Origin of the sequence: Curtobacterium flaccumfaciens UCD-AKU, from assembly GCF_000349565.1 — a bacterium.
GTDB classification, from domain to species: Bacteria; Actinomycetota; Actinomycetes; order Actinomycetales; family Microbacteriaceae; genus Curtobacterium; species Curtobacterium poinsettiae.
Genome location: NZ_KB714631.1, coordinates 348,281 through 366,949, shown reverse-complemented (window position 1 = coordinate 366,949; position 18,669 = coordinate 348,281). Strand labels below are relative to the sequence as shown.

The 18,669-nt window shown below is 71.9% G+C and carries 17 protein-coding genes and 3 tRNA genes; 5 read left to right on the top strand and 15 right to left on the bottom strand.

All coding sequences use genetic code 11. The features are described 5' to 3' along the window. Nucleotides 1–94 precede the first annotated feature (94 nt). From H489_RS35410 to H489_RS35395, 5 genes are all read right to left on the bottom strand, one after another. Nucleotides 95–168, bottom strand: a tRNA-Met gene (locus H489_RS35410). Between the two features lie 32 nt (nt 169–200). Continuing rightward, nucleotides 201–272, bottom strand: a tRNA-Thr gene (locus tag H489_RS35405). Nucleotides 273–365: 93 nt separating this feature from the next. Beyond that, nucleotides 366–1,526 carry a M23 family metallopeptidase gene (locus H489_RS0119940; protein WP_017888629.1) on the bottom strand — a complete coding sequence of 387 codons (1,161 nt, stop codon included), beginning with the start codon at nt 1,524–1,526 and terminating at the stop codon, nt 366–368. A 148-nt stretch (nt 1,527–1,674) separates the two neighbouring features. Beyond that, nucleotides 1,675–2,505 (bottom strand): inositol monophosphatase family protein, encoded by an 831-nt coding sequence (locus H489_RS35400; protein WP_017888628.1) that lies wholly within the window; start codon nt 2,503–2,505, stop codon nt 1,675–1,677. A 58-nt stretch (nt 2,506–2,563) separates the two neighbouring features. Further along, nucleotides 2,564–2,648: transfer RNA gene (locus H489_RS35395), tRNA-Tyr, on the bottom strand. Nucleotides 2,649–2,785: 137 nt separating this feature from the next. Here H489_RS35395 and H489_RS35390 point away from each other — a divergent pair. Continuing rightward, nucleotides 2,786–3,274: a YajQ family cyclic di-GMP-binding protein gene (locus tag H489_RS35390; RefSeq protein ID WP_017888627.1), complete on the top strand. Its 489-nt coding sequence runs from the start codon at nt 2,786–2,788 to the stop codon at nt 3,272–3,274. A 39-nt stretch (nt 3,275–3,313) separates the two neighbouring features. Beyond that, nucleotides 3,314–4,774, top strand: a complete 1,461-nt coding sequence (gene cls, locus H489_RS35385; RefSeq protein WP_017888626.1) for a cardiolipin synthase — start codon at nt 3,314–3,316, stop codon at nt 4,772–4,774. A gap of 399 nt (nt 4,775–5,173) precedes the next feature. On the opposite strand, the gene H489_RS35380 is transcribed toward cls, so the two are convergent. From H489_RS35380 to H489_RS35365, 4 genes are all read right to left on the bottom strand, one after another. Next, the gene (locus H489_RS35380) at nt 5,174–6,289 is read right to left on the bottom strand and encodes a heparan-alpha-glucosaminide N-acetyltransferase domain-containing protein (protein WP_017888625.1); all 1,116 of its coding nucleotides are present in this window, start codon (nt 6,287–6,289) and stop codon (nt 5,174–5,176) included. A gap of 5 nt (nt 6,290–6,294) precedes the next feature. Continuing rightward, nucleotides 6,295–7,668, bottom strand: a complete 1,374-nt coding sequence (locus tag H489_RS35375) for an FAD-dependent oxidoreductase (RefSeq protein WP_017888624.1) — start codon at nt 7,666–7,668, stop codon at nt 6,295–6,297. An 86-nt stretch (nt 7,669–7,754) separates the two neighbouring features. Beyond that, a complete protein-coding gene (locus H489_RS35370; protein ID WP_017888623.1) occupies nt 7,755–8,831 on the bottom strand; it encodes a polyprenyl synthetase family protein in 1,077 nt (358 codons plus the stop codon). A gap of 31 nt (nt 8,832–8,862) precedes the next feature. After that, entirely contained in the window at nt 8,863–9,654 is a 792-nt protein-coding gene (locus H489_RS35365) for a demethylmenaquinone methyltransferase (RefSeq protein WP_017888622.1), read from the bottom strand. An 86-nt stretch (nt 9,655–9,740) separates the two neighbouring features. Here H489_RS35365 and H489_RS35360 point away from each other — a divergent pair, with 86 nt between their 5' ends. Further along, nucleotides 9,741–11,000 carry an isochorismate synthase MenF gene (locus H489_RS35360; protein WP_017888621.1) on the top strand — a complete coding sequence of 420 codons (1,260 nt, stop codon included), beginning with the start codon at nt 9,741–9,743 and terminating at the stop codon, nt 10,998–11,000. A 58-nt stretch (nt 11,001–11,058) separates the two neighbouring features. Here the strand turns inward: H489_RS35360 and menD are convergent, their stop codons facing one another. After that, nucleotides 11,059–12,750, bottom strand: a complete 1,692-nt coding sequence (gene menD / locus H489_RS35355; protein ID WP_326997987.1) for a 2-succinyl-5-enolpyruvyl-6-hydroxy-3-cyclohexene-1-carboxylic-acid synthase — start codon at nt 12,748–12,750, stop codon at nt 11,059–11,061. Between the two features lie 49 nt (nt 12,751–12,799). Continuing rightward, nucleotides 12,800–13,159, bottom strand: a complete 360-nt coding sequence (locus tag H489_RS35350; protein WP_017888619.1) for a PLDc N-terminal domain-containing protein — start codon at nt 13,157–13,159, stop codon at nt 12,800–12,802. Nucleotides 13,160–13,224: 65 nt separating this feature from the next. Here H489_RS35350 and H489_RS35345 point away from each other — a divergent pair, with 65 nt between their 5' ends. Continuing rightward, nucleotides 13,225–13,560 carry a DUF4229 domain-containing protein gene (locus H489_RS35345; protein WP_017888618.1) on the top strand — a complete coding sequence of 112 codons (336 nt, stop codon included), beginning with the start codon at nt 13,225–13,227 and terminating at the stop codon, nt 13,558–13,560. Nucleotides 13,561–13,622: 62 nt separating this feature from the next. Here the strand turns inward: H489_RS35345 and H489_RS35340 are convergent, their stop codons facing one another. From H489_RS35340 to H489_RS35325, 4 genes are read right to left on the bottom strand one after another with little or no spacing between them, the layout of a single operon-like run. Further along, nucleotides 13,623–14,624, bottom strand: a complete 1,002-nt coding sequence (locus H489_RS35340) for a 1,4-dihydroxy-2-naphthoate polyprenyltransferase (protein ID WP_017888617.1) — start codon at nt 14,622–14,624, stop codon at nt 13,623–13,625. Nucleotides 14,625–14,661: 37 nt separating this feature from the next. After that, the gene (locus H489_RS35335) at nt 14,662–15,801 is read right to left on the bottom strand and encodes an AMP-binding protein (RefSeq protein WP_017888616.1); all 1,140 of its coding nucleotides are present in this window, start codon (nt 15,799–15,801) and stop codon (nt 14,662–14,664) included. Then, nucleotides 15,801–16,730 carry a 1,4-dihydroxy-2-naphthoyl-CoA synthase gene (locus H489_RS35330; protein ID WP_017888615.1) on the bottom strand — a complete coding sequence of 310 codons (930 nt, stop codon included), beginning with the start codon at nt 16,728–16,730 and terminating at the stop codon, nt 15,801–15,803. The genes H489_RS35335 and H489_RS35330 overlap by 1 nt, the downstream gene beginning before the upstream one ends. 31 nt (nt 16,731–16,761) lie before the next feature. After that, nucleotides 16,762–17,301 (bottom strand): hypothetical protein, encoded by a 540-nt coding sequence (locus H489_RS35325; RefSeq protein WP_042541201.1) that lies wholly within the window; start codon nt 17,299–17,301, stop codon nt 16,762–16,764. A 119-nt stretch (nt 17,302–17,420) separates the two neighbouring features. On the opposite strand from H489_RS35325, the gene H489_RS35320 reads away from it, so the two are divergent. Next, nucleotides 17,421–18,419 carry an o-succinylbenzoate synthase gene (locus tag H489_RS35320; RefSeq protein ID WP_017888613.1) on the top strand — a complete coding sequence of 333 codons (999 nt, stop codon included), beginning with the start codon at nt 17,421–17,423 and terminating at the stop codon, nt 18,417–18,419. Nucleotides 18,420–18,669: the final 250 nt, after the last annotated feature.

The window sequence follows — 18,669 nt, the reverse complement described above, 5'->3', positions numbered from 1 at the left end:
GTCGGACAGTCGGGCGGCGCAGCAGGGGTGTGCGCCGCCACCAACAGAGAAGGCCCCCTGACCCAGGTGATCCTGGACGAGAGGGCCTTGCGCGTAGCGAGGGCGGGACTTGAACCCGCGACCCCACGATTATGAGTCGTGTGCTCTAACCAACTGAGCTACCCCGCCAGAGATCCGGAGCGGCGTGCGCACCGGGTCGGAGCCCCGAGTCAGGATTGAACTGACGACCCCCTCCTTACCATGGAGGTGCTCTACCACTGAGCTATCGGGGCGATGTGCCGCGAACGGCACCACACGAGGATAGCAGACCTCCGACGCTGCTCCGGAACCGGACGAGACGCCCGGGCGTGCCGCGTCGTGGGCCGCTAGTTCGCGTTGGCCTTGAGCCACGCCAGCGGGTCCACCGGGACTCCGTCCACGTGGACCTCGAGGTGCAGGTGCGGGCCCGTGGAGTTGCCCGTGCTGCCGACGAGACCGAGGATGTCGCCGACCTCGACGTGCTGGCCGGTGACCACCTTGAAGGAGTTGTCCTCCATGTGGCCGTAGACGCTGACGAACTGCTTGCCGTCGACGTCGTGCTCCACCCAGACGTCGTTGCCGAAGCCGCCGTCGTTCGCCTGCACCTTGATCACGGTGCCGGCGGCGATGACACCGATCGGGGTGCCCTCACCCGGTGCGAAGTCGACGCCCATGTGGTTCGTCGAGCAGAACGAGCACCCGGCGACCTGGCGGCCACCGAAGCCCGAGGTGATCGGGACGCCGGTCAGGAACGGCCACTGGATCGTGCCCGTCGGGTCGTTCGTGAAGCTCGAGGAGTCGACGTTGGCGTACTGCGTGGCGTCGGACACCGTGAACTGGTCTCGGGCGGTGGAACCGTCGGCGGCGGCCCCGACCTGCATCGACTGGGTGGCACCACCGGAGGTGGCACGAGCCGCGGTCGACCCGGACTCGGGCACCCAGAGGGCCTGCGCCGGCAGGGAGGTCGAGACGACCAGGCCGGCCGCGAAGAGCAGGGCACCGACGGCGGTCACGCGCGAGGCCGACCGGCGGAACGACGCGCCCCGCTTCCGGGTCGGCGCTGCGACGGGTGTGCTGGTGGAGGGGATGTGGCGCGTCGCGCGGTCGACCGGGGCCGGGGCCGTCGTGGCTGTCCGGCCGTTGCGGCGGCGTGAGGCGGGGACCTGACCGGCCACGCGGCGGGGCTCGGACACGGGAACGACGGGGGCGACGGACTGCGCCTGCACGTCGGGCGAGGTGGGTGCCGGCGGCGTCTGGATGCGCGAGGCCGGGCGCGCAGGCGATGCCGGCGCGAAGTCGATCGGCGACACGGGGGCCGCAGGGGTCCCCGGCGTGGCCGCTCCGATGACGTCGTCGAAGCTCGGACCCGTCGAGTCCTGCGCCGTGGTCGAGCCTTTGGCCGCTGCTCGTTCTGCCTCGATCCGAGCGCGTCGGGTCTGGTGGACGACCGGGGTGGCGGCGTCGACGGAACCGTCGGTGGGAGCGGACGACAGAGGAGTACGGGGCATGCGTGCGGTGGCGATCCTGATCGGAGAAGGGCCCACTCGTTGGTAACGAGCAGATAACGGGACCTGAGCACGCTAGCAGGCGACGTCCCAGGTCGCCAGTCGTGGTCATGTCCACCCAGGACCCCCGGAGGTGGTGCCCGGCGGGTCGTCAGGCCGGCACGGATTCGAGCGCACCGGCCTCGAGCCGACGCACCAGCGCCTCGAGTTCGTCGGCGACGGCGGGGCTCGCGAACAGGAAGGAGCGGGTCCCCCCGGCCTCCCAGATGCGGATGGTCGCGCCGGCCTCCTGTGCCACGAGGGCCCCGCCCGCCATGTCCCACGGGTTGATCCCGCGTTCGTAGTAGGCGTCCACCGTCCCCGCCCCGACCGCGCAGCAGTCGAGCGACGCCGCTCCCCCACGGCGGATGTCCCGCACCTCGCCGATGAGACCGGCGAGCACCGCCACCTGCTCGCGACGACGGTCTGCCGTGTACCCGAACCCGGTGGCGACGAGCGTCTCCGCCAGCGACCCGGGCGCGGCGACGGACAACGGCTCCCCGTCACGCGTCGCGCCCTGTCCGGCGGCCGCGCGGAAGACGGTGCCCGTCGCCGGTGCCACGACGACGCCCGCGATCGGCTCCCAGGTCATCGGGTCGGCCCCGCCGCGGACGACACCGATGCTCACGCCGTACTCGTCGCTGCCGTACAGGTAGTTGACCGTGCCGTCGATCGGGTCCACCACCCACGTGATGCCCGAGGCCCCCGACGCGGATCCGGACTCCTCGCCGTGGAAGGCGTCGTCGGGACGGGCCTCGGCGATGCGGGCACGGATGAGCGCCTCGACCTCGCGGTCAGCGGCCGTGACCACGTCGACGATGCTCGACTTCCGGTCCGCGACCTCGACCCCCTCGGCGCGGCGCCGTGCGGCCAGCGCCGCGGCGTCACGGGCGATCGACTCGGCGAGGTCGGCGAACTGGGCGGGGGTGAGGTCGGAGGCCATGCACCCATCCTCCCGGAAACACCATCGGCCCCGTCCGCAGCGGACGGGGCCGATCAGATGGTGGCAAGTGAGGGATTCGAACCCCCGAAGGCTACGCCGGCTGATTTACAGTCAGATCCCTTTGGCCGCTTGGGTAACTTGCCATGCGCACCCAGCCGGTGTGATCACCAACCGAAGGCGCGCACAAAAGCATAGCGGATCGCTGACGGTGGTCGTGACCACCGTCAGCCGATCCGCGCGACCGGAACCGGGCCTCCTGTCCGCCGTTAGGCTGTTCCGCATGGCAGACAGTTCCTTCGACGTGGTCAGCAAGGTCGACAAGATGGAGGCGGAGAACGCCCTCAACCAGGCGGCCAAGGAGATCGAGCAGCGGTACGACTTCAAGGGTGCCGACGCCTCGGTCGCGTTCAGCGGTGAGGACGTCCTGATCAAGGCGAACTCGGAAGAGCGCGCCAAGGCGGTCCTCGACGTGCTGCAGAGCAAGGCGATCAAGCGCAACATCAGCCTGAAGAGCCTGGACGCCGGCGACCCGTACCCCTCGGGCAAGGAGTACCGCATCGAGGTCAAGTTCAAGAACGGCATTGAGCAGGACGTGGCGAAGAAGATCGGTGCGTTCCTGCGTGCCAACGCCCCGAAGACCGTGAAGAGCCAGATCCAGGGTGACGAGCTCCGCGTCTCGTCGAAGAGCCGTGACGACCTGCAGAACACGATCCAGCTCCTCAAGGGTGAAGAGTTCGACGTCCCGTTGCAGTTCATCAACTTCCGCTGACCCGCGGCCCCTGCGAACGACACCCGACACCGGCACCCCGTGGAGCACTGGCTCACCGTCGTCATCACCGTCCTGCTCGTCCTGCTGGACCTGGCGATCCGCGTCTTCTCGATCATCTACGTCCCGATCAACCGGAAGCCGCAGACCGCGACGGCGTGGCTGCTCGCGATCTTCCTCATCCCCTACATCGGCTTCATCGTCTTCCTGGTCATCGGGTCGACGAAGCTCCCGCGCGCCCGACGCGAGAAGCAGACCGAGATCAACGCGTACATCCTCGAGCAGACCGAGGGCATCGAGCGGGTCCGCCGTGACCACCCGTGGCCGGCGTGGCTGGAGAGCGTCACACGGCTGAACCGCGAGCTCGGAGCGATGCCGTTGGTCGGGGGCAACTCGGCGGAGCTCTACCCCGACTCCGAGGAGTCCATCGCCGAGATGACCCGGGCGATCGACCAGTCCCGCCGCTTCGTCCACGTCGAGTTCTACATCGCGACGCTCGACGACACCACCCGGCCCTTCTTCGAGGCGCTCGCGCGGGCGCAGTCCCGCGGTGTGACCGTGCGGTTCCTGCTCGACCACTGGGCCAGCCGCGGGTACCCGGGGTACAAGGACACCCTGGCGTTCATGGACCAGGCGGGCATCGAGTGGCACCTGATGCTCCCGCTCCTGCCGCTGCAGGGCAAGTTCCAGCGTCCCGACCTCCGCAACCACCGGAAGATCATGGTGCTCGACGGCTCGGTCGCGTTCACCGGCTCGCAGAACCTGATCGACGCCTCCTACGACATCAGGTCCCACGTCGAGAAGGGCATGGTCTACAAGGACCTGTTCGCCCGGTTCGAGGGGCCGGTCGTCGCCGGGCTCAACGCCCTGTTCGTCACCGACTGGTACAGCGAGACCGACGAGCTGCTGCTGCGTGAGAGCGACCCCGTCCAGCGGGCCGACCGCGGCGACGCGCTCGACTGCCAGGTGGTGCCGTCCGGACCGGGGTTCGACGGCGAGAACAACCTGCGCCTGTTCAACGCGCTGCTCTACTCCGCACAGCAGAAGGTGTCGATCACCTCGCCGTACTTCGTGCCCGACGACTCGATGCTCTACGCCATCACCACGACGGCGCAGCGTGGGGTCGAGGTCGAACTGTTCGTCGGCGAGATGGGCGACCACACGATGACCTGGCACGCGCAGCGCTCCTACTACGAGGGACTCCTGCGGGCCGGCGTGAAGATCTGGCTCTACCGCGCGCCGACGATCCTGCACGCCAAGCACTTCACGATCGACGACGAGGTGTCGGTGATCGGCTCGAGCAACATGGACATGCGCTCGTTCAGCCTGAACCTCGAGGTCTCCGTGATGGTGCGCGGTCACCGCTTCGTCGACGCCCTGCGCGAGGTGCAGGAAGCGTACAAGGAGCACAGCTTCGAACTCACGCTCGACGAGTGGGTCGACCGTCCGCGCCGTTCCAAGGTGCTCGACAACGTCGCGCGGCTCACGGCGGCGCTGCAGTAGCCGACGCTGTCGCAGCGTCGCAGCGCGCACCGTGGCGGCGCGCACCGTCGCACCGTGCGTCGTCCTCCACCCGGTGCGACCTTGGCCGCACCGTGCGTCGCGACAGCGGGGCACCCGGCGAGCAAGCCCGCGGCGAACGGACAACCCTGCACCGTGCGTGGCGTTCGGGGCCGGTTCAGGATGCCGTGCACCACGCGTCGCACAACCAACCACGCACGGTGCGAAGGGGAGGCGCGGGTCGCCTCCGTCGCGCACCGTGCGTCGTCCTCCACACGGTGCGACCTTGGCCGCACCGTGCGTCGCGACAGCGGGGCACCCTGCGAGCAAGCCCGCGGCGAACGGACAACCCTGCACGGTGCGGTAAGCGTTCCGTGGCCGGCGCGGGTCCGCCAGGTGCGCTCAGCGCAGCGGGACGAGGGACGCCAGGGCTCCCACCACCCGCTCGAGCGGGCCGCGGCCGAGGAACCGCCGCCACAGCATCGCGAAGACCACCGAGCCGAGGGCGAACCAGCCCCAGGCCTCGGCCGACTCGGGGTACGTCGGCAGCGTCGCGAGGACCACGAGGTGCCCCGAGTACACCGTCAGGGGCATCGACCCGACAGCGGCGAGCGGGAACGCGATCCGCTCGGCGACCCGCCCGCGGCCGTCGAACACGAGGACGCAGAGCGCGATGAGCGCGACCGCGACGCCGGCCGTCCCGAGCACGTCGACGACCGACGACGAGTGGTCACGCGGAGACAGGAACAGCTGGGCGAGCGCCTGGCCGGGGGTCGAGCCCTCGCCCGCGTACGGCACGCCGGGGAACGCCAGGGCCGCGTCGTCCGGCAGCGGGGCGAGGAACGAGCCCGCGACGTACGCGGTGGCGGCGACCAGTGCGCCGGACACGAGGAGCGCGACCTGCCGGCCACGGTCCTCCAGGCCGACCCGGGCGACCGCGAGCCCCACCAGGACGTACGCCAGGAAGGTGACCACGGGGTAGACCAGGCCGAGCTGGACACCGACCATGCCCGCATCCGCGTAGGCGGGGGCGATCGCCAGCGCGGCGACGGGCGACAGCAGCGCGCAGACGGCGGCGATGCCGAGCAGCGCCGCCGGCCGGAGGCGGAGCACCGGGACCACGAGCAGGAACAGCACCCCGTACGTCGGCAGGATCACGTAGACCGGGGTGTCGAGCGCCATCAGCGCGAAGCCCATGACGACCACCACCACCGCACGGATCGCGAGCCGGGCGCGGATCCGTCCGATCGTCGGCGGGCCGGGCGGGTCCGTGCGGCCGCTCGTCAAGCCGATCGAGACACCGGCCAGGACTGCGAACAGGGTCGACGGGCGGCCGTGGGCGACGGCGGTCCAGGTCGCCGGGTCGGTCCACTCGAGCTGCTCCGCGATGGCGCCGACGTGGGCGGCCACCATGCCGAGCAGCGCGATCGCGCGCGCCACGTCGACGCCCTGCAACCGGACCCCCGACGCAGACGCGCCCCGCACCGCGGTGGGCGGGACGGGGCGCGTGTCGGTCACGGCAGTCAGCTCGTCGGTGCGTCGACGCGGCCGAGCGAGACGTCGATCATCTCGTCGCGCGGCACGACCTTGATGCGCTCGCGGCCGTCGATCGACCCGAGGGCCTGCTCGTGGGTGTCGAGGTGGTGCCAGCCCTCGAGGTCGGTGTACTCGACACCGCGCTCGCGGAGCAGGGCCGGGATCGCCTCGTCCGAGGGGTCCTCCGGCGTCCACCAGCTCGCCTGGTCGTTGACGATGTGCTGCACGGTCTCCATGGCGTCGGACTTGGTGTGCCCGATGAGCCCGACCGGACCACGCTTGATCCAGCCGGTGGCGTACACACCGGGGATCTGCTGGTTGTCGTCGTCGAGGACCTGGCCCTCGTGGTTCGGGATGACGCCGTGCCGCTCGTCGAACGGGACACCGGGCAGCGGGGAACCGAAGTACCCGACGGCGCGGTAGGCGGCCTGGATCGGGATCTCGCGGATCTCGCCGGTGCCCTCGACGCCGCCCTCGCCGTTCGGACGGGTGCGCTCGTAACGGATGGCGGTCAGCTTGCCCTGCTCGTCGCCGACGAACTCGATCGGCTTCGCGTAGAAGTGCAGGTGGAGCCGACGGCTGGCCTGGCCGACCTCGCGCGTGCGCCACTGCTCGAGGACACGGTTGATGACCATGACCTGCTTGTTCGTCGCGATCGCGGTCTTCGATGCCTCGTCGTGGTCGAAGTCCTCGTCGTAGACGACCATGTCGACGTCGCGGACCTCGCCGAGCTCACGGAGCTCGAGGGGTGTGAACTTCACCTGCGCCGGGCCACGGCGGCCGAAGACGTGCACGTCCGTGACCGGCGAGGCCTTGAGTCCCTGGTACACGTTCGCGGGGATCTCGGTCGGCAGCAGGTCGTCGGCGTGCTTCGCCAGGATGCGCGACACGTCGAGGGCCACGTTGCCGACGCCGATGACCGCGACGCTCTCGGCCTCGAGCGGCCAGGTGCGCGGGACGTCGGGGTGGCCGTCGAACCAGCTCACGAACTCGGCTGCACCGTACGAGCCGTCGAGGTCGACGCCGGGGATGTCGAGGTCGGCGTCCTTGATCGCACCCGTCGAGAAGACGACGGCGTTGTAGTGCTTCTTGAGGTCGTCGAGGGTGATGTCCTCGCCGTAGCGGACGTTGCCGAACAGCCGGACGACCCCGCGGTCGAGGACGTCGCGCAGGGCGTTGATGATGCCCTTGATCCGCGGGTGGTCGGGGGCGACGCCGTACCGGACCAGGCCGTAGGGCGCCGGGAGCTGCTCGAACAGGTCGATCGACACGTCGTAACCGCGGGCCTCGCGCAGCAGGATGTCCGCGGCGTAGATGCCGGCCGGGCCGGCGCCGACGATGGCGAGTCGGAGGGTGGGCACTGATCGTCTCCAGTTCGTTCGGGTGGGGGTTCCCGGGGGTGCCTCCCGACCGTGCCGCGGTGGGCGTGCCGTGTCGGGAGGGGTGTTCAGCGGCTTCGGTCGACGACGGAGTCCGCGAAGCGGGTGAGCGCCCGTTTCACGATGCCGTCGGGCAGCGGAGCGAGGGCGTCGACGGCTTCGCGGGCCCAGGCGACGGCGACCGCACGGGTCGCTGCGGTGGCCTCGTGCTCACGGAGGGCGGAGACGGCCGACTGGTACGGAGCGGAGTCGACCACGTCGTCGGGGGCGCCGTTGACGTCGCGCTCGATGCGCTCGACCAGGTGCTGTGCCGAGGGGTCCGTCACGGCCATCCGCCGCAGTTGCAGCATCGGCAGGGTGTCGACGCCTGCGCGCAGGTCGTTGCCGGCGATCTTGCCGGTCTTGTCCGTCGCGGGGGCGAGGTCGATGACGTCGTCGACGAGCTGGAAGGCCACACCGACCTTCTCGCCGAACGTGCCGACGGCGTCGAGGTAGGCCCGGTCGGCACCGGAGAACATCACACCGGCGCGGGCGGCGGTGGCGATGAGCGAACCGGTCTTGTCGCTGAGCACCTGGATGTAGTGCTCCAGCGGGTCGTCGTGCGACTGCGGACCGGTGGTCTCGTGCAGCTGGCCCATGCAGAGGCGCTGGAACGTCTCGGCCTGCATCCGGATGCCCTCGGTGCCGAGGTCCGCGGTGATCAGGCTGGCGCGGGCGAAGAGCAGGTCGCCGGTCAGGATCGCCACGTTGTTGCCGTAGGTGATCTGCGCGGCGGGGACCCCGCGGCGCACCGGCGCCTCGTCCATGACGTCGTCGTGGTAGAGCGACGCCAAGTGGGTGGTCTCGATGCTCACCGCGGCCTTGACCACGGCGTCGGTCACGCCGTCGCCGAGCTGCGCGATGAGGAGCGTCAGCGTCGGACGGATGCGCTTGCCCCCGGCGGAGAGCAGGTACCGGCTGGTGGTGTCGGCGAGGGTGTCGGTGGAGCGCATGGCGTCCTCGAGCCCCTGCTCGACGAGCTCGAGCCCGTCGTCGACCGCGGAGATGAAGCGACGGTCGGCGGGCGTGGCGAACAACCGCTCGCCGATGCCCAGCGACGCGCGCAGGCTCGGCGCGCGACGTGCGACCGGGACGCTCGGATTCAAGTGCTGCTCCGTCTTCGGGGGTGGTGACCGGTCAGTCGGCGGCCGGGTCGACGCGCGGCTGCTCGCCGGTGTTCTGGTGGTCACGGCGGGCCTTCGCACGCCGTGCCGCGGACTCGCGCACCGTGTCGGCGACGGGCTTGCGGCCACGGTGCAGTGCGACGATACCGGCCGTCAGGTTGCGGTAGGCGACCACCGAGAAGCCGACACCGCGGAGCCACTGGGTCAGCACCTGCTGGTCGGGCCACGCGTCGATGGACTCGGCGAGGTACCGGTAGGCAGCCGGGTTGCTGCTCGAGAGCCGCGCGATGCCCGGGAGCACGCGCTTCAGGTAGGTGCCGTAGCCGAAGCGCAGCAGCGCACGCGGCGGCGTCGAGAACTCACAGATGACGACGCGGCCACCGGGCTTCAGGACGCGGAGCATCTCGGCGAGCGCCTGCTTCGGGTCGTTGACGTTGCGCAGTCCGAACGAGATCGTGACGGCGTCGAACGTGTCGTCGTCGAAGGGCAGCTGCTCGGCGTCGCCCTCGACGAAGGTGATCTCGGGGTGACGCTCACGGCCGACGGCGATCATGCCCGCGGACAGGTCGAGCGCGGTGACCTCGGCGCCCTTCTTGGCGAAGGCCGCCGCGCTGGTGCCCGTGCCCGCGGCGATGTCGAGGACCTTCTCGCCGGGCTGGGGGTCGACCGCGCGGACGGTGGCGACACGCCACAGCGGGGCGTTGCCCGCCGACAGGATGTCGTTCGTGAGGTCGTACTTGGCCGCGACGTCGTCGAACATCGCCGCCACCTCGTCCGGGCGCTTGTTCAGGTCCGCTCTGCTCACGTGGTCAATCCTAGAGGTCCCGACCGAGCGTTCACCGGACTCGCAGCCACCCGGGCGGTGCGGGATCGGCGCGTAGCATCGGAGCCGTGACCCGAACCACCACGGCGGCGCCCCCGCTGACGGTCTCGACCCGGATCCTCGACGACCCGGGCACCGTCCTCCGCCACACGCTCCGCGATCGACCCCTCGCCTTCGTCCGGAACGGCGACGGCATCGTCGGCATCGGTGAGGCGCTGCGGTTCACCTTCACCGGCCCCGACCGGATGCGTGACGCGGCCGCGCTCTGGCGCAGTGTCGTCGCGACCGCCGTCGTCGACGACCCCGTCCAGCTGCGCGGCTCGGGGCTCGTCGCCTTCGGGTCGTTCGCGTTCGCCGACGACTCCGCCGACGAGAGCGTGCTCATCGTGCCCCGGGTGGTCCTCGGCCGCCGTCGGGGCAAGGCCTGGCTGACGGCCATCGACACCACGGCCGGCGCGGAGCCCCTGGCCTTCACCCGGACCTCGGTCCCGGTCCCCCGGGTCGGACCGCACGTCTCCGTCGAGCTGCGTCCCGGGCAGATCGACGAAGCCACCTACGCCGCCAACGTGTCCGAGGCCGTCCGCCGCATCGTGGCCGGGAGCGCCCAGAAGGTGGTGCTCGCCCGCGACCTGGTCGGCACGCTGCCGTCGGGGGCCGATCGACGAGCCGTCCTGCTCGACCTCGCCGCCGCCTACCCGCAGTGCGTGACCTTCGCAGTGGACGGGCTGGTCGGTGCCACGCCGGAGACCCTCGCCCGCACCGACGGCACGCGGCTGACCGCGCGGGTGCTCGCCGGCAGCGCCGCACGGGGCACCGACGAGGTCTCCGACCGTGCCGCCGCCGAGGCCCTGGCCAGCAGCGCCAAGGACGTCGAGGAGCACGCCTTCGCGATCGACAGCCTGCTCGCGGCCCTCGCACCGCTCGCCACGGACCTGCGCGCCGACGCCGAACCGTTCCGGCTGCAGCTGCCGAACCTGTGGCACCTGGCGACGGACGTGCAGGCGACGCTGCCGCCCGACACGACCTCGCTCGACGTCGCCGACGCGCTGCACCCGACGGCCGCGGTCGCGGGCACCCCGACCGACGTCGCGGTGCGGCTCGTCGCCGAGCTCGAGGGCGTCGACCGCGGTCGCTACGCCGGGCCGGTCGGCTGGATGAGCGCGACGGGCGACGGTGAGTGGATGCTCGCGCTGCGCAGCGCACGGATCGACGACGACGGCAGCGTCCGCGCCTGGGCGGGCGCCGGGATCGTCGCCGGCTCGGAGCCCGAGCGCGAGGTCGCCGAGACGGCCCTGAAGTTCCGACCGATCACCGACGCCCTGGCCTGAAGCACCCAGGGGCCGCGCGGAGACAGGGTCGAAGCGTGGCCGGGGCACCCGTGGCCGGTCAGTCGGCCAGCGGTACTTCGATCACGACGCGCTCGGCGGGGTCCGTCAGCACCCGTTCGAGGTCGCCCCACGTGGCCGCCCGGCGGTACTCCCACCCGAGACCCGTGACGACCCGTTCGACGTCGACGTGCTGCGGGGTCGACATCATCCGGCGCATGTCGGCGTCCGGCGTGGTCTTCGCGACCTCGAGCCCGCGGAAGATGGCGCCACCGTGGTCGTTGCCGACGACGACCTGCACCCGGTGGGTGCGTTCCTCGGTGCCGGTGACGAACGCGCCGAGGTCGTGCAGCAGCGTCAGGTCGCCGAGGAGCACGCGCGTGGTGCCCACCGAGGCGGAGGACTGCTCGAGTGCCGCGGCGATGCCGAGCGCGGTCGAGACGGTGCCGTCGATGCCGGCCAGTCCGCGGTTCGCGTGCACCCGGATCTTCTTGCCGAGCACCCGGGCATCGGCTTCGCGGATGAGCTGCGAGGCGCCGAGGACCAGGCGGTCGTGCGGCCAGGTCACCCCCCAGACGGCGTCGGCGAGCATGGCCCGGTCGACGGGTCGGCGACGGAGCGCGACCTCGTCACGCAGGAACTTGTTCCGCTCGGCGCGGTCGGCGGAGCGCTTGGCGTCGAGGTCCGGGCCGGCGTCGCCGTCCCCCAGGATCCGTCGGCTGGCACCCACCCAGCGGCCGACCCACGCACGGTGCTCCGGGCGGGTGCGGCCCGTCACGCGGACGTCGGACACGAAGGTGGTCGCGGCGTCCGGTCGGGAGGCACGCCCCGGGTCGAAGGGGTCGGCCGCCGGTCCGCGGACGACGATCGTCTCGACCCCGTCGCGCTGCAGGAGCGCGGGGACCTCTCTGCTGAGGGTCGGGTGGCCGAGCACGACGGCGCGGCGGACGGCGCCACCGTGGTCCGCGTCGCGCAGGAGTTCACGGTAGGCCACGACCAGGTTGCGGCCGAAGCGCGCGCCGCTGGAGACCTCGGCGAGGAGCGGCGCCCCGAGTTCCCAGGCGATCCGCTCAGCTTCCTCGCCGGCGTCGTGCCCGGCGATGACGACGGTGGCCGGCTCGTCGTCCGGGGTGAGTTCGGCGACCGGGAGACCGGTGTGGGCGCGGCGGGTGGCGAAGGCGAGGTCGATCTCGTCGTCGGGGACGGCGGTGACGTGCTCCGGGGTGAGCCCGGCGGAGAGCGGCTCACGGAACGCGACGTTGAGCTGTGCGGGCCCCGGCTGCCCGGTGTGCCCGGCTGCGGCGGCGACCGTCTGTCGGGCGAGGGCGCGCAGGGTGTCGCGGACCGAGGCATCGACGCCGTGCGCCGACGGGGCCTCGACGTCGCGGACGAAGGCGACGGCCTCGCCGAAGATCCCCGGCTGCACAGTGGTCTGGTTGCTCCCGATGCCGCGGAGCTCGTCGGGGCGGTCCGCACTCAGCACGATCATCGGCACGCCCGAGTGGTGCGCCTCGAGCACGGCGGGGTGCAGGTTCGCCACCGCGGTGCCCGACGTGGTCACGACCGCGGCGGCTCGGTGCGTCTCGACCGCGAGCCCGAGCGCGAAGAACCCGGCGGTCCGTTCGTCCAACCGGACGTGCACGGTCAGTCCGCCGGCACGCTCGAGGGCGACCGCGGCGAGCGCGAGTGCCTGGGACCGGGAACCGGGGCTGACCACGACGTCGGTGACGCCGGCGCGGACGAGTTCCTGCAGGAGCGCGAGCGCGGTGTCGGTCGCCGGGCTGCCCGAGCCGGCGGGGCCGTCAGCGATCGGTGCGGCCGTCGTCGTCGCGCTCGTGGAACTGGTCTTCGAGGTCTCGGAGGGTCGCGTCGTCCTGGTCCTTGTCCGTGAGGGTGTCGCCCGGCTCCGGCGTGGTGCCGAGGAAGTCCGGGTCGTCTTCGGGTCCACGGTACCGGGCGGATGCACCGGGGTCCGTCGCGGGGGTGCGACCGAGCAGGAACCACAGGACGCCGCCCAGCACGGGCAGGATGATCACGAGCAGCAGCCACACACCGCGACGCAGGGAACGGATGCGCTGACGGGGCATCGTGCCGCAGTCGATGGCCGCGTACACCGTGAAGGCAACGGCGGCCACGACGACGATCAACCACAAGCGGACCATGCGGTGAAGTCTAGGTCGCGACCCTGTGATGCCCCTGCCGGTCGGCGCTTCCGTAGACTCACCGTGTGAAAGCGTGGCTCCTGTACACCCTGGCTCGGCTCGGCATCTTCGTGGTGGCGCTCGTGCTCCTCCTGCTCCTGACGCCGCTGAAGTGGTACTGGGCGACGATCATCGCCGCCCTGGTGGGTCTGCTCATCTCGTACATCGCACTGTCCGGACTCCGCACGCAGGTCGCCCTGAGCCTGGCGAACCGCCGCGGCGTCCCCGAGCGCGACGCCGACTCGGACTTCGAGGACGACTTCGTCGACGCCGCCGACTCGGATGCCGCGGCCGCTCCCGTCGTCCGTCCGGTGTCCGACGCGGACCGGCACGAAGCACGCCGGGACGCCGACGCCGACTGACCCCGGGCACGCCGACACCGACCGACCCCGGGCACGGGGTCGTCAGGTCGGAGCCGGAACGGTTACGGCTGCACGGCCAGGGTGATCCCGAGCACCACGCCGAAGGCGAGCGACGCGAACGACGACAGCTGCAGCGCCGTGATGAGCTCGCGGGGCTTCCGCGACGACACCCCGATCGCCAGGGCCGGCAGCGCCAGCAGCAGCGAGAAGTACGTGAAGCCCGTGCGGAAGTACAGCAGCACGAACCAGAGCAGCACGACGTACGGCAGCATCAGGAACAGGCCGAAGAGCACGCGGGCGACCGGACGGCCGACGACCACGGCGAGTGTCCGCTTGCCCGCCAGCTGGTCCTCGTCGATGTCGCGGATGTTGTTCACCATCAGGACCGCGCAGGCGAAGAACCCGGCGGCCACCGCAGCTGCCCAGCCACTCAGCGTGACCTCGCGGATCTGCACGAACTGCGTACCGAGCACGGCGACGAGTCCGAAGAACACGAACACGAACACCTCGCCGAGGGCGTTGTACCCGTACGGCTTCTTGCCGCCCGTGTAGAACCAGGCGGCGACGATGGCGGCGGCCCCGACGAGCAGCAGCCACCACAGCTGGGTGAGCAGCACGATGACCAGGCCGGCGACGGCTGCCAGGCCGAAGAACGTCAGGGCGACCGTGAGCACCGTCCGGGGCTTGGCCAGCCCGGCACCCGTGAGCCGTGCGGGTCCGACGCGGTACTCGTCGGTGCCGCGGACCCCGTCGGAGTAGTCGTTGCTGTAGTTCACGCCGATCTGCAGGAACAGCGCCACGGCCAGGGCGAGCAGCGCGATGGCGAGGTGGCTGCCCTTCGCCAGGTAGTCGCCGAAGTCCCCGGGCTCACCGCTGTCGACGAACGCGACGGCGGTGCCCAGCACGACCGGGACGACGCCGAGGGTCAGGGTGCGCAGACGCGCGCCGCCGATCCAGTCGCGTGCGGTCGCCTTCCGCTTGGTGCGGGCGGGGGCAGCGGCCTTCGCCGGGTTGCCGGACCGGCCCTGCTTCTGCGTCGAGTTCTTCGTTCGTGCCACGAGCACCGATCTTATTGCCGATGCGGCGCCCGCCGGCTCGCCCCTACGGCCCTGCCGGGTCGACGAGCGCCTGCACGGCCCGCCGGTCGGGTTTGCCGGACGTCAGCATCGGGATCCGGTCCACCAGGACCACGTCGGCCGGCCGGGCGGCACGGCCGAGGGCTGCTCCGACGTGGGCACGCACGGTGTCCGGGTCGAGCGGTTGCTCGGTGACGACGACGGGGACCTCGCCCCACTCCCCCGCCGAGCGCCGCACGACGACGGCGCTCTGCTGCCCGGACAGCCCCCGGACGAGCCGTTCGACCGCCCCGAGCTGGACCTTCTCGCCACCGGAGATCACCACGTCGTCGAGGCGTCCGAGCACGCGGACGACCCCGCCGGACAGGGTCGCGGTGTCCCCGGTCCGGTACCACCGCAGCCCGTCCCGCTCGACGAAGGCCGACGCCGTGCGGTCGTCGTCGTCGAGGTACCCCTCGGCGAGCATCGGCCCGGCCAGGTGCAGCTCGTCGTCGACCAGCGCGGTGCGCACCGTGCCGAACGGGACGCCGTCGTACACGCACCCACCGCTCGTCTCGCTCGCGCCGTACGTCGTCACGATCCGGACCCCGGCGTCGCGCGCGCGCTGCCGGAGCGGCGCGGGGGTCGCCTGTCCGCCGACCAGGACCGCGTCGAACCCGGCGAGGGCGCGGGTGGCGTCCGGGTCGTCGAGGACCCGGGCGAGCTGGACCGGCACCAGCGAGGTGTACCGACGGGGCGCGGCCGGACCGGTGACGAGCCGTTCGGCCGCCTCGGTGAACGCGGCGGCCGCGAAGTGCCCGGGTGCCACGACGACGGGCTCGGTGCCGGCGGTGATCGAGCGGGTCAGGACGTTGAGGCCGGCGATGTAGTGCGTCGGCAGCGCGAGCACCCAGCGCCCCGGACCACCGAGCGCCGCGTCGGCCGCCGCCGCACCGGCGAGGAGCGCCTCGGACGACAGCGCCACGCGCTTACCGGTCCCGGTGGACCCGCTCGTCTCGACCACCAGGGCGACCGCCTGCCGGACCTCGGCCGGAGGTGCCTTCGGCAGCGCCGGAGCCCCCTCGGCGACGGGGAGCAGCGCGGGGCCGCCGGCGAGCGCTGCCTCCAGGGCGCGCAGCACGGCCGACGGGTCCGACGTACCGGTCGCGACCAGCGGACGGGGCATCAGTAGTGCCAGGGGAACGCGGTCCACTCGGGAGCGCGCTTCTCGAGGAACGAGTCGCGACCCTCGACCGCCTCGTCGGTGCCGTACGCCAACCGCGTCGCCTCGCCCGCGAAGACCTGCTGACCGACCATGCCGTCGTCGACGGCGTTGAACGCGTACTTGAGCATCCGGATCGCCGTCGGGGACTTGCCGAGCACGATCTCGCCCCAGCGGATCGCCTCACGCTCGAGGTCCTCGTGGGGGACCACGGCGTTCACCGCACCCATCTCGTAGGCGCGCTGGGCGGAGTACTCCTGCGCGAGGAAGAAGACCTCGCGGGCGAACTTCTGCCCGATCTGCTTGGCGTAGTAGGCGCTGCCGTACCCGCCGTCGAACGAGCCGACGTCGGCGTCGGTCTGCTTGAACCTGCCGTGCTCGGCACTCGCGATGGTGAGGTCGCAGATGGCGTGCAGGGAGTGCCCACCGCCGGCGGCCCAGCCGGGGACGACCGCGATGACGACCTTGGGCATCATCCGGATGAGGCGCTGGACCTCGAGGATGTGGAGCCGCCCCATCGACGCCTGCGCGGCCGCGGGGTCGACGCCCTCGGGCGGTGCACCCTCGTCACCGACGTACTGGTAGCCGCTCCGTCCACGGATGCGCTGGTCGCCGCCGGAGCAGAACGCCCACCCGCCGTCCTTCGGGCTCGGGCCGTTGCCCGTGAGCAGGACGACACCGACACGGGGGTCCTGCCGTGCGTCGTCGAGGGCGCGGTAGAGCTCGTCGACCGTGCGCGGGCGGAAGGCGTTCCGGACCTCCGGACGGTCGAAGGCGACACGGACGATCCCCTTGGAGACGTGCTTGTGGTACGTGATGTCGGTGAACTGCTCCGCGATCGGAGCGGTGGTCCAGACGTCGGGGTCGAACAGGTCGGAGACGGGAGCAGCCATGCCCCCAACGTACCGCCGGGCGTCTGCCGGGTCAGGCGCCCATGTCGGTCAGGAGCTCCGGCGCGACGAACACCATGATCACGATGAGGATCACGGGGTTCGCGAAGAACGCCAGGACGACCCCGATGGCGCCGTACCAGCGGCCGAAGGATCCGACGGCGGCGACGAACCCGAGCACGGCGGCGATGAGCGTCAGGAACACGACGACGAAGCAGATGCCGAACGCGAAGTTCGTGTCACCGCCCATGAACACGGCGAACGCGCTGGCGTCGACCGCAGCGGACACTACGGCGAGGCCCAGGGCGATCTTGCCGACGACGGGGTTGCGGCGCTTCTTGGAGGCCGCCTGCCGCACGTCGACGGTGTTGCGCTGCATGAGCCGGGCGAAGTCGTCGGACCCGGCTGTCGGACGCGCCGTCGCTCGGGACGGGTTCGCCGCGGGTCGGGCATCCGCGCTCGGACGGGCTGCAGACGCCGGACGGGCTGCCGGACGAGCGCCGGCGCTCGACGGGTCGGCCTGGCGCTGTGCTGCCCGCTGCTGTGCTGCGCGCTGCCGCGGATCCACCGCCACCGAGCCTCCCTCGTTCCGGGTCGTTCCCCTCGCCGACCGGAGCCGACCGATGCATGCTAGTGCCCTGCCCTGGCGGTCCCCTCCGAGGAACCGGCGGGCGACCTGGGTGCGGTGGGAGGATGGCGGACGTGCTCCCCGACCTCGCCGAACTCCTCGCCGACGCGAACGTGGTGGCCCTGCCCATGCGGGTGCGGTTCCGCGGCATCACCACGCGCGAGGCGGTCGTGCTGCGCGGCCCCGCAGGCTGGACGGAGTTCTCGCCGTTCGTCGAGTACGACGACGCCGAGGCAGCGGCATGGCTGCGCGCCACCGTCGACTTCGGGTGGACCGACCACGAGCCGGCCGCCGACTCCGTGCCGGTCAACGCCACCGTCCCGGCGATCGCCGCCGACGACGTCGCCGACCTGCTCGCCCGCTACCCCGGCTGCGCCACCGCGAAGGTCAAGGTCGCGGAGCCCGGCACCACCGTCGACGACGACGTCGCCCGTGTCGCGGCCGTCCGCCGGGTGATGGGGTCCGATGCTTCCGTCCGCGTCGACGCGAACGGGCTGTGGAGCGTCGAGCAGGCAGCCGCGGCACTCGAGCGGCTCGCACCGTTCGACCTGCAGTACGCCGAGCAGCCCTGCGCCACGCTGCCCGAGCTCGCCGAGCTCCGGACGCGGATCGCCGGCCTCGGGGTGCGGATCGCCGCGGACGAGAGCGTCCGGAAGGCGAGCGACCCCCTCGCGGTCGCCCGGGCCGGCGCAGCCGACGTCCTGGTGGTCAAGGCCCAGCCGCTCGGGGGCATCACCGCGGCGGGCGCGGTCATCGCCGACGCCGGGCTGCCGTGCGTCGTCTCGAGTGCGCTCGACACGTCGGTCGGACTCGGGATGGGGGCGTTCCTGGCCGCCGCGGCGATGACCCCGGGGTACGCCGCGGGCCTCGGGACGGCGGCGATGTTCGCCGGGGACGTGACGGCGGAGCCCCTGCTGCCGGTGGACGGCCGCGTGCCGGTGCGTCGGGTGGACGTCGCGGCGGAGATGGTCGAGCGGTACGCCGCGTCGCCGGAACGCACCGCGTGGTGGCGCGAGCGGGTGGCACGTGTGCACACCGTGCTGGCCGCAGCTGCTGCCGAGTAGCTCCGGGCGCGGGACGCCGTCGTCTCCGCAGAACGCCGTCGTCACCGCAAGACGCCGCCGTCTCCGCAAGACGCCGTCGTCTCCGCAGAACGCCGTCGTCTCCGCAGAACGCCGTCGTCTCCGTTCGGCGCCGCCGAGTCGGCGAGACGCCGCCGGGAACGGCGGCGTCTCGCCGAGGACGCGGCGTCCAGCCGACACGACGGCGTCTTCTTGTCCGTGGACGCGACCGAACGACGGACGGGAGGCGCGG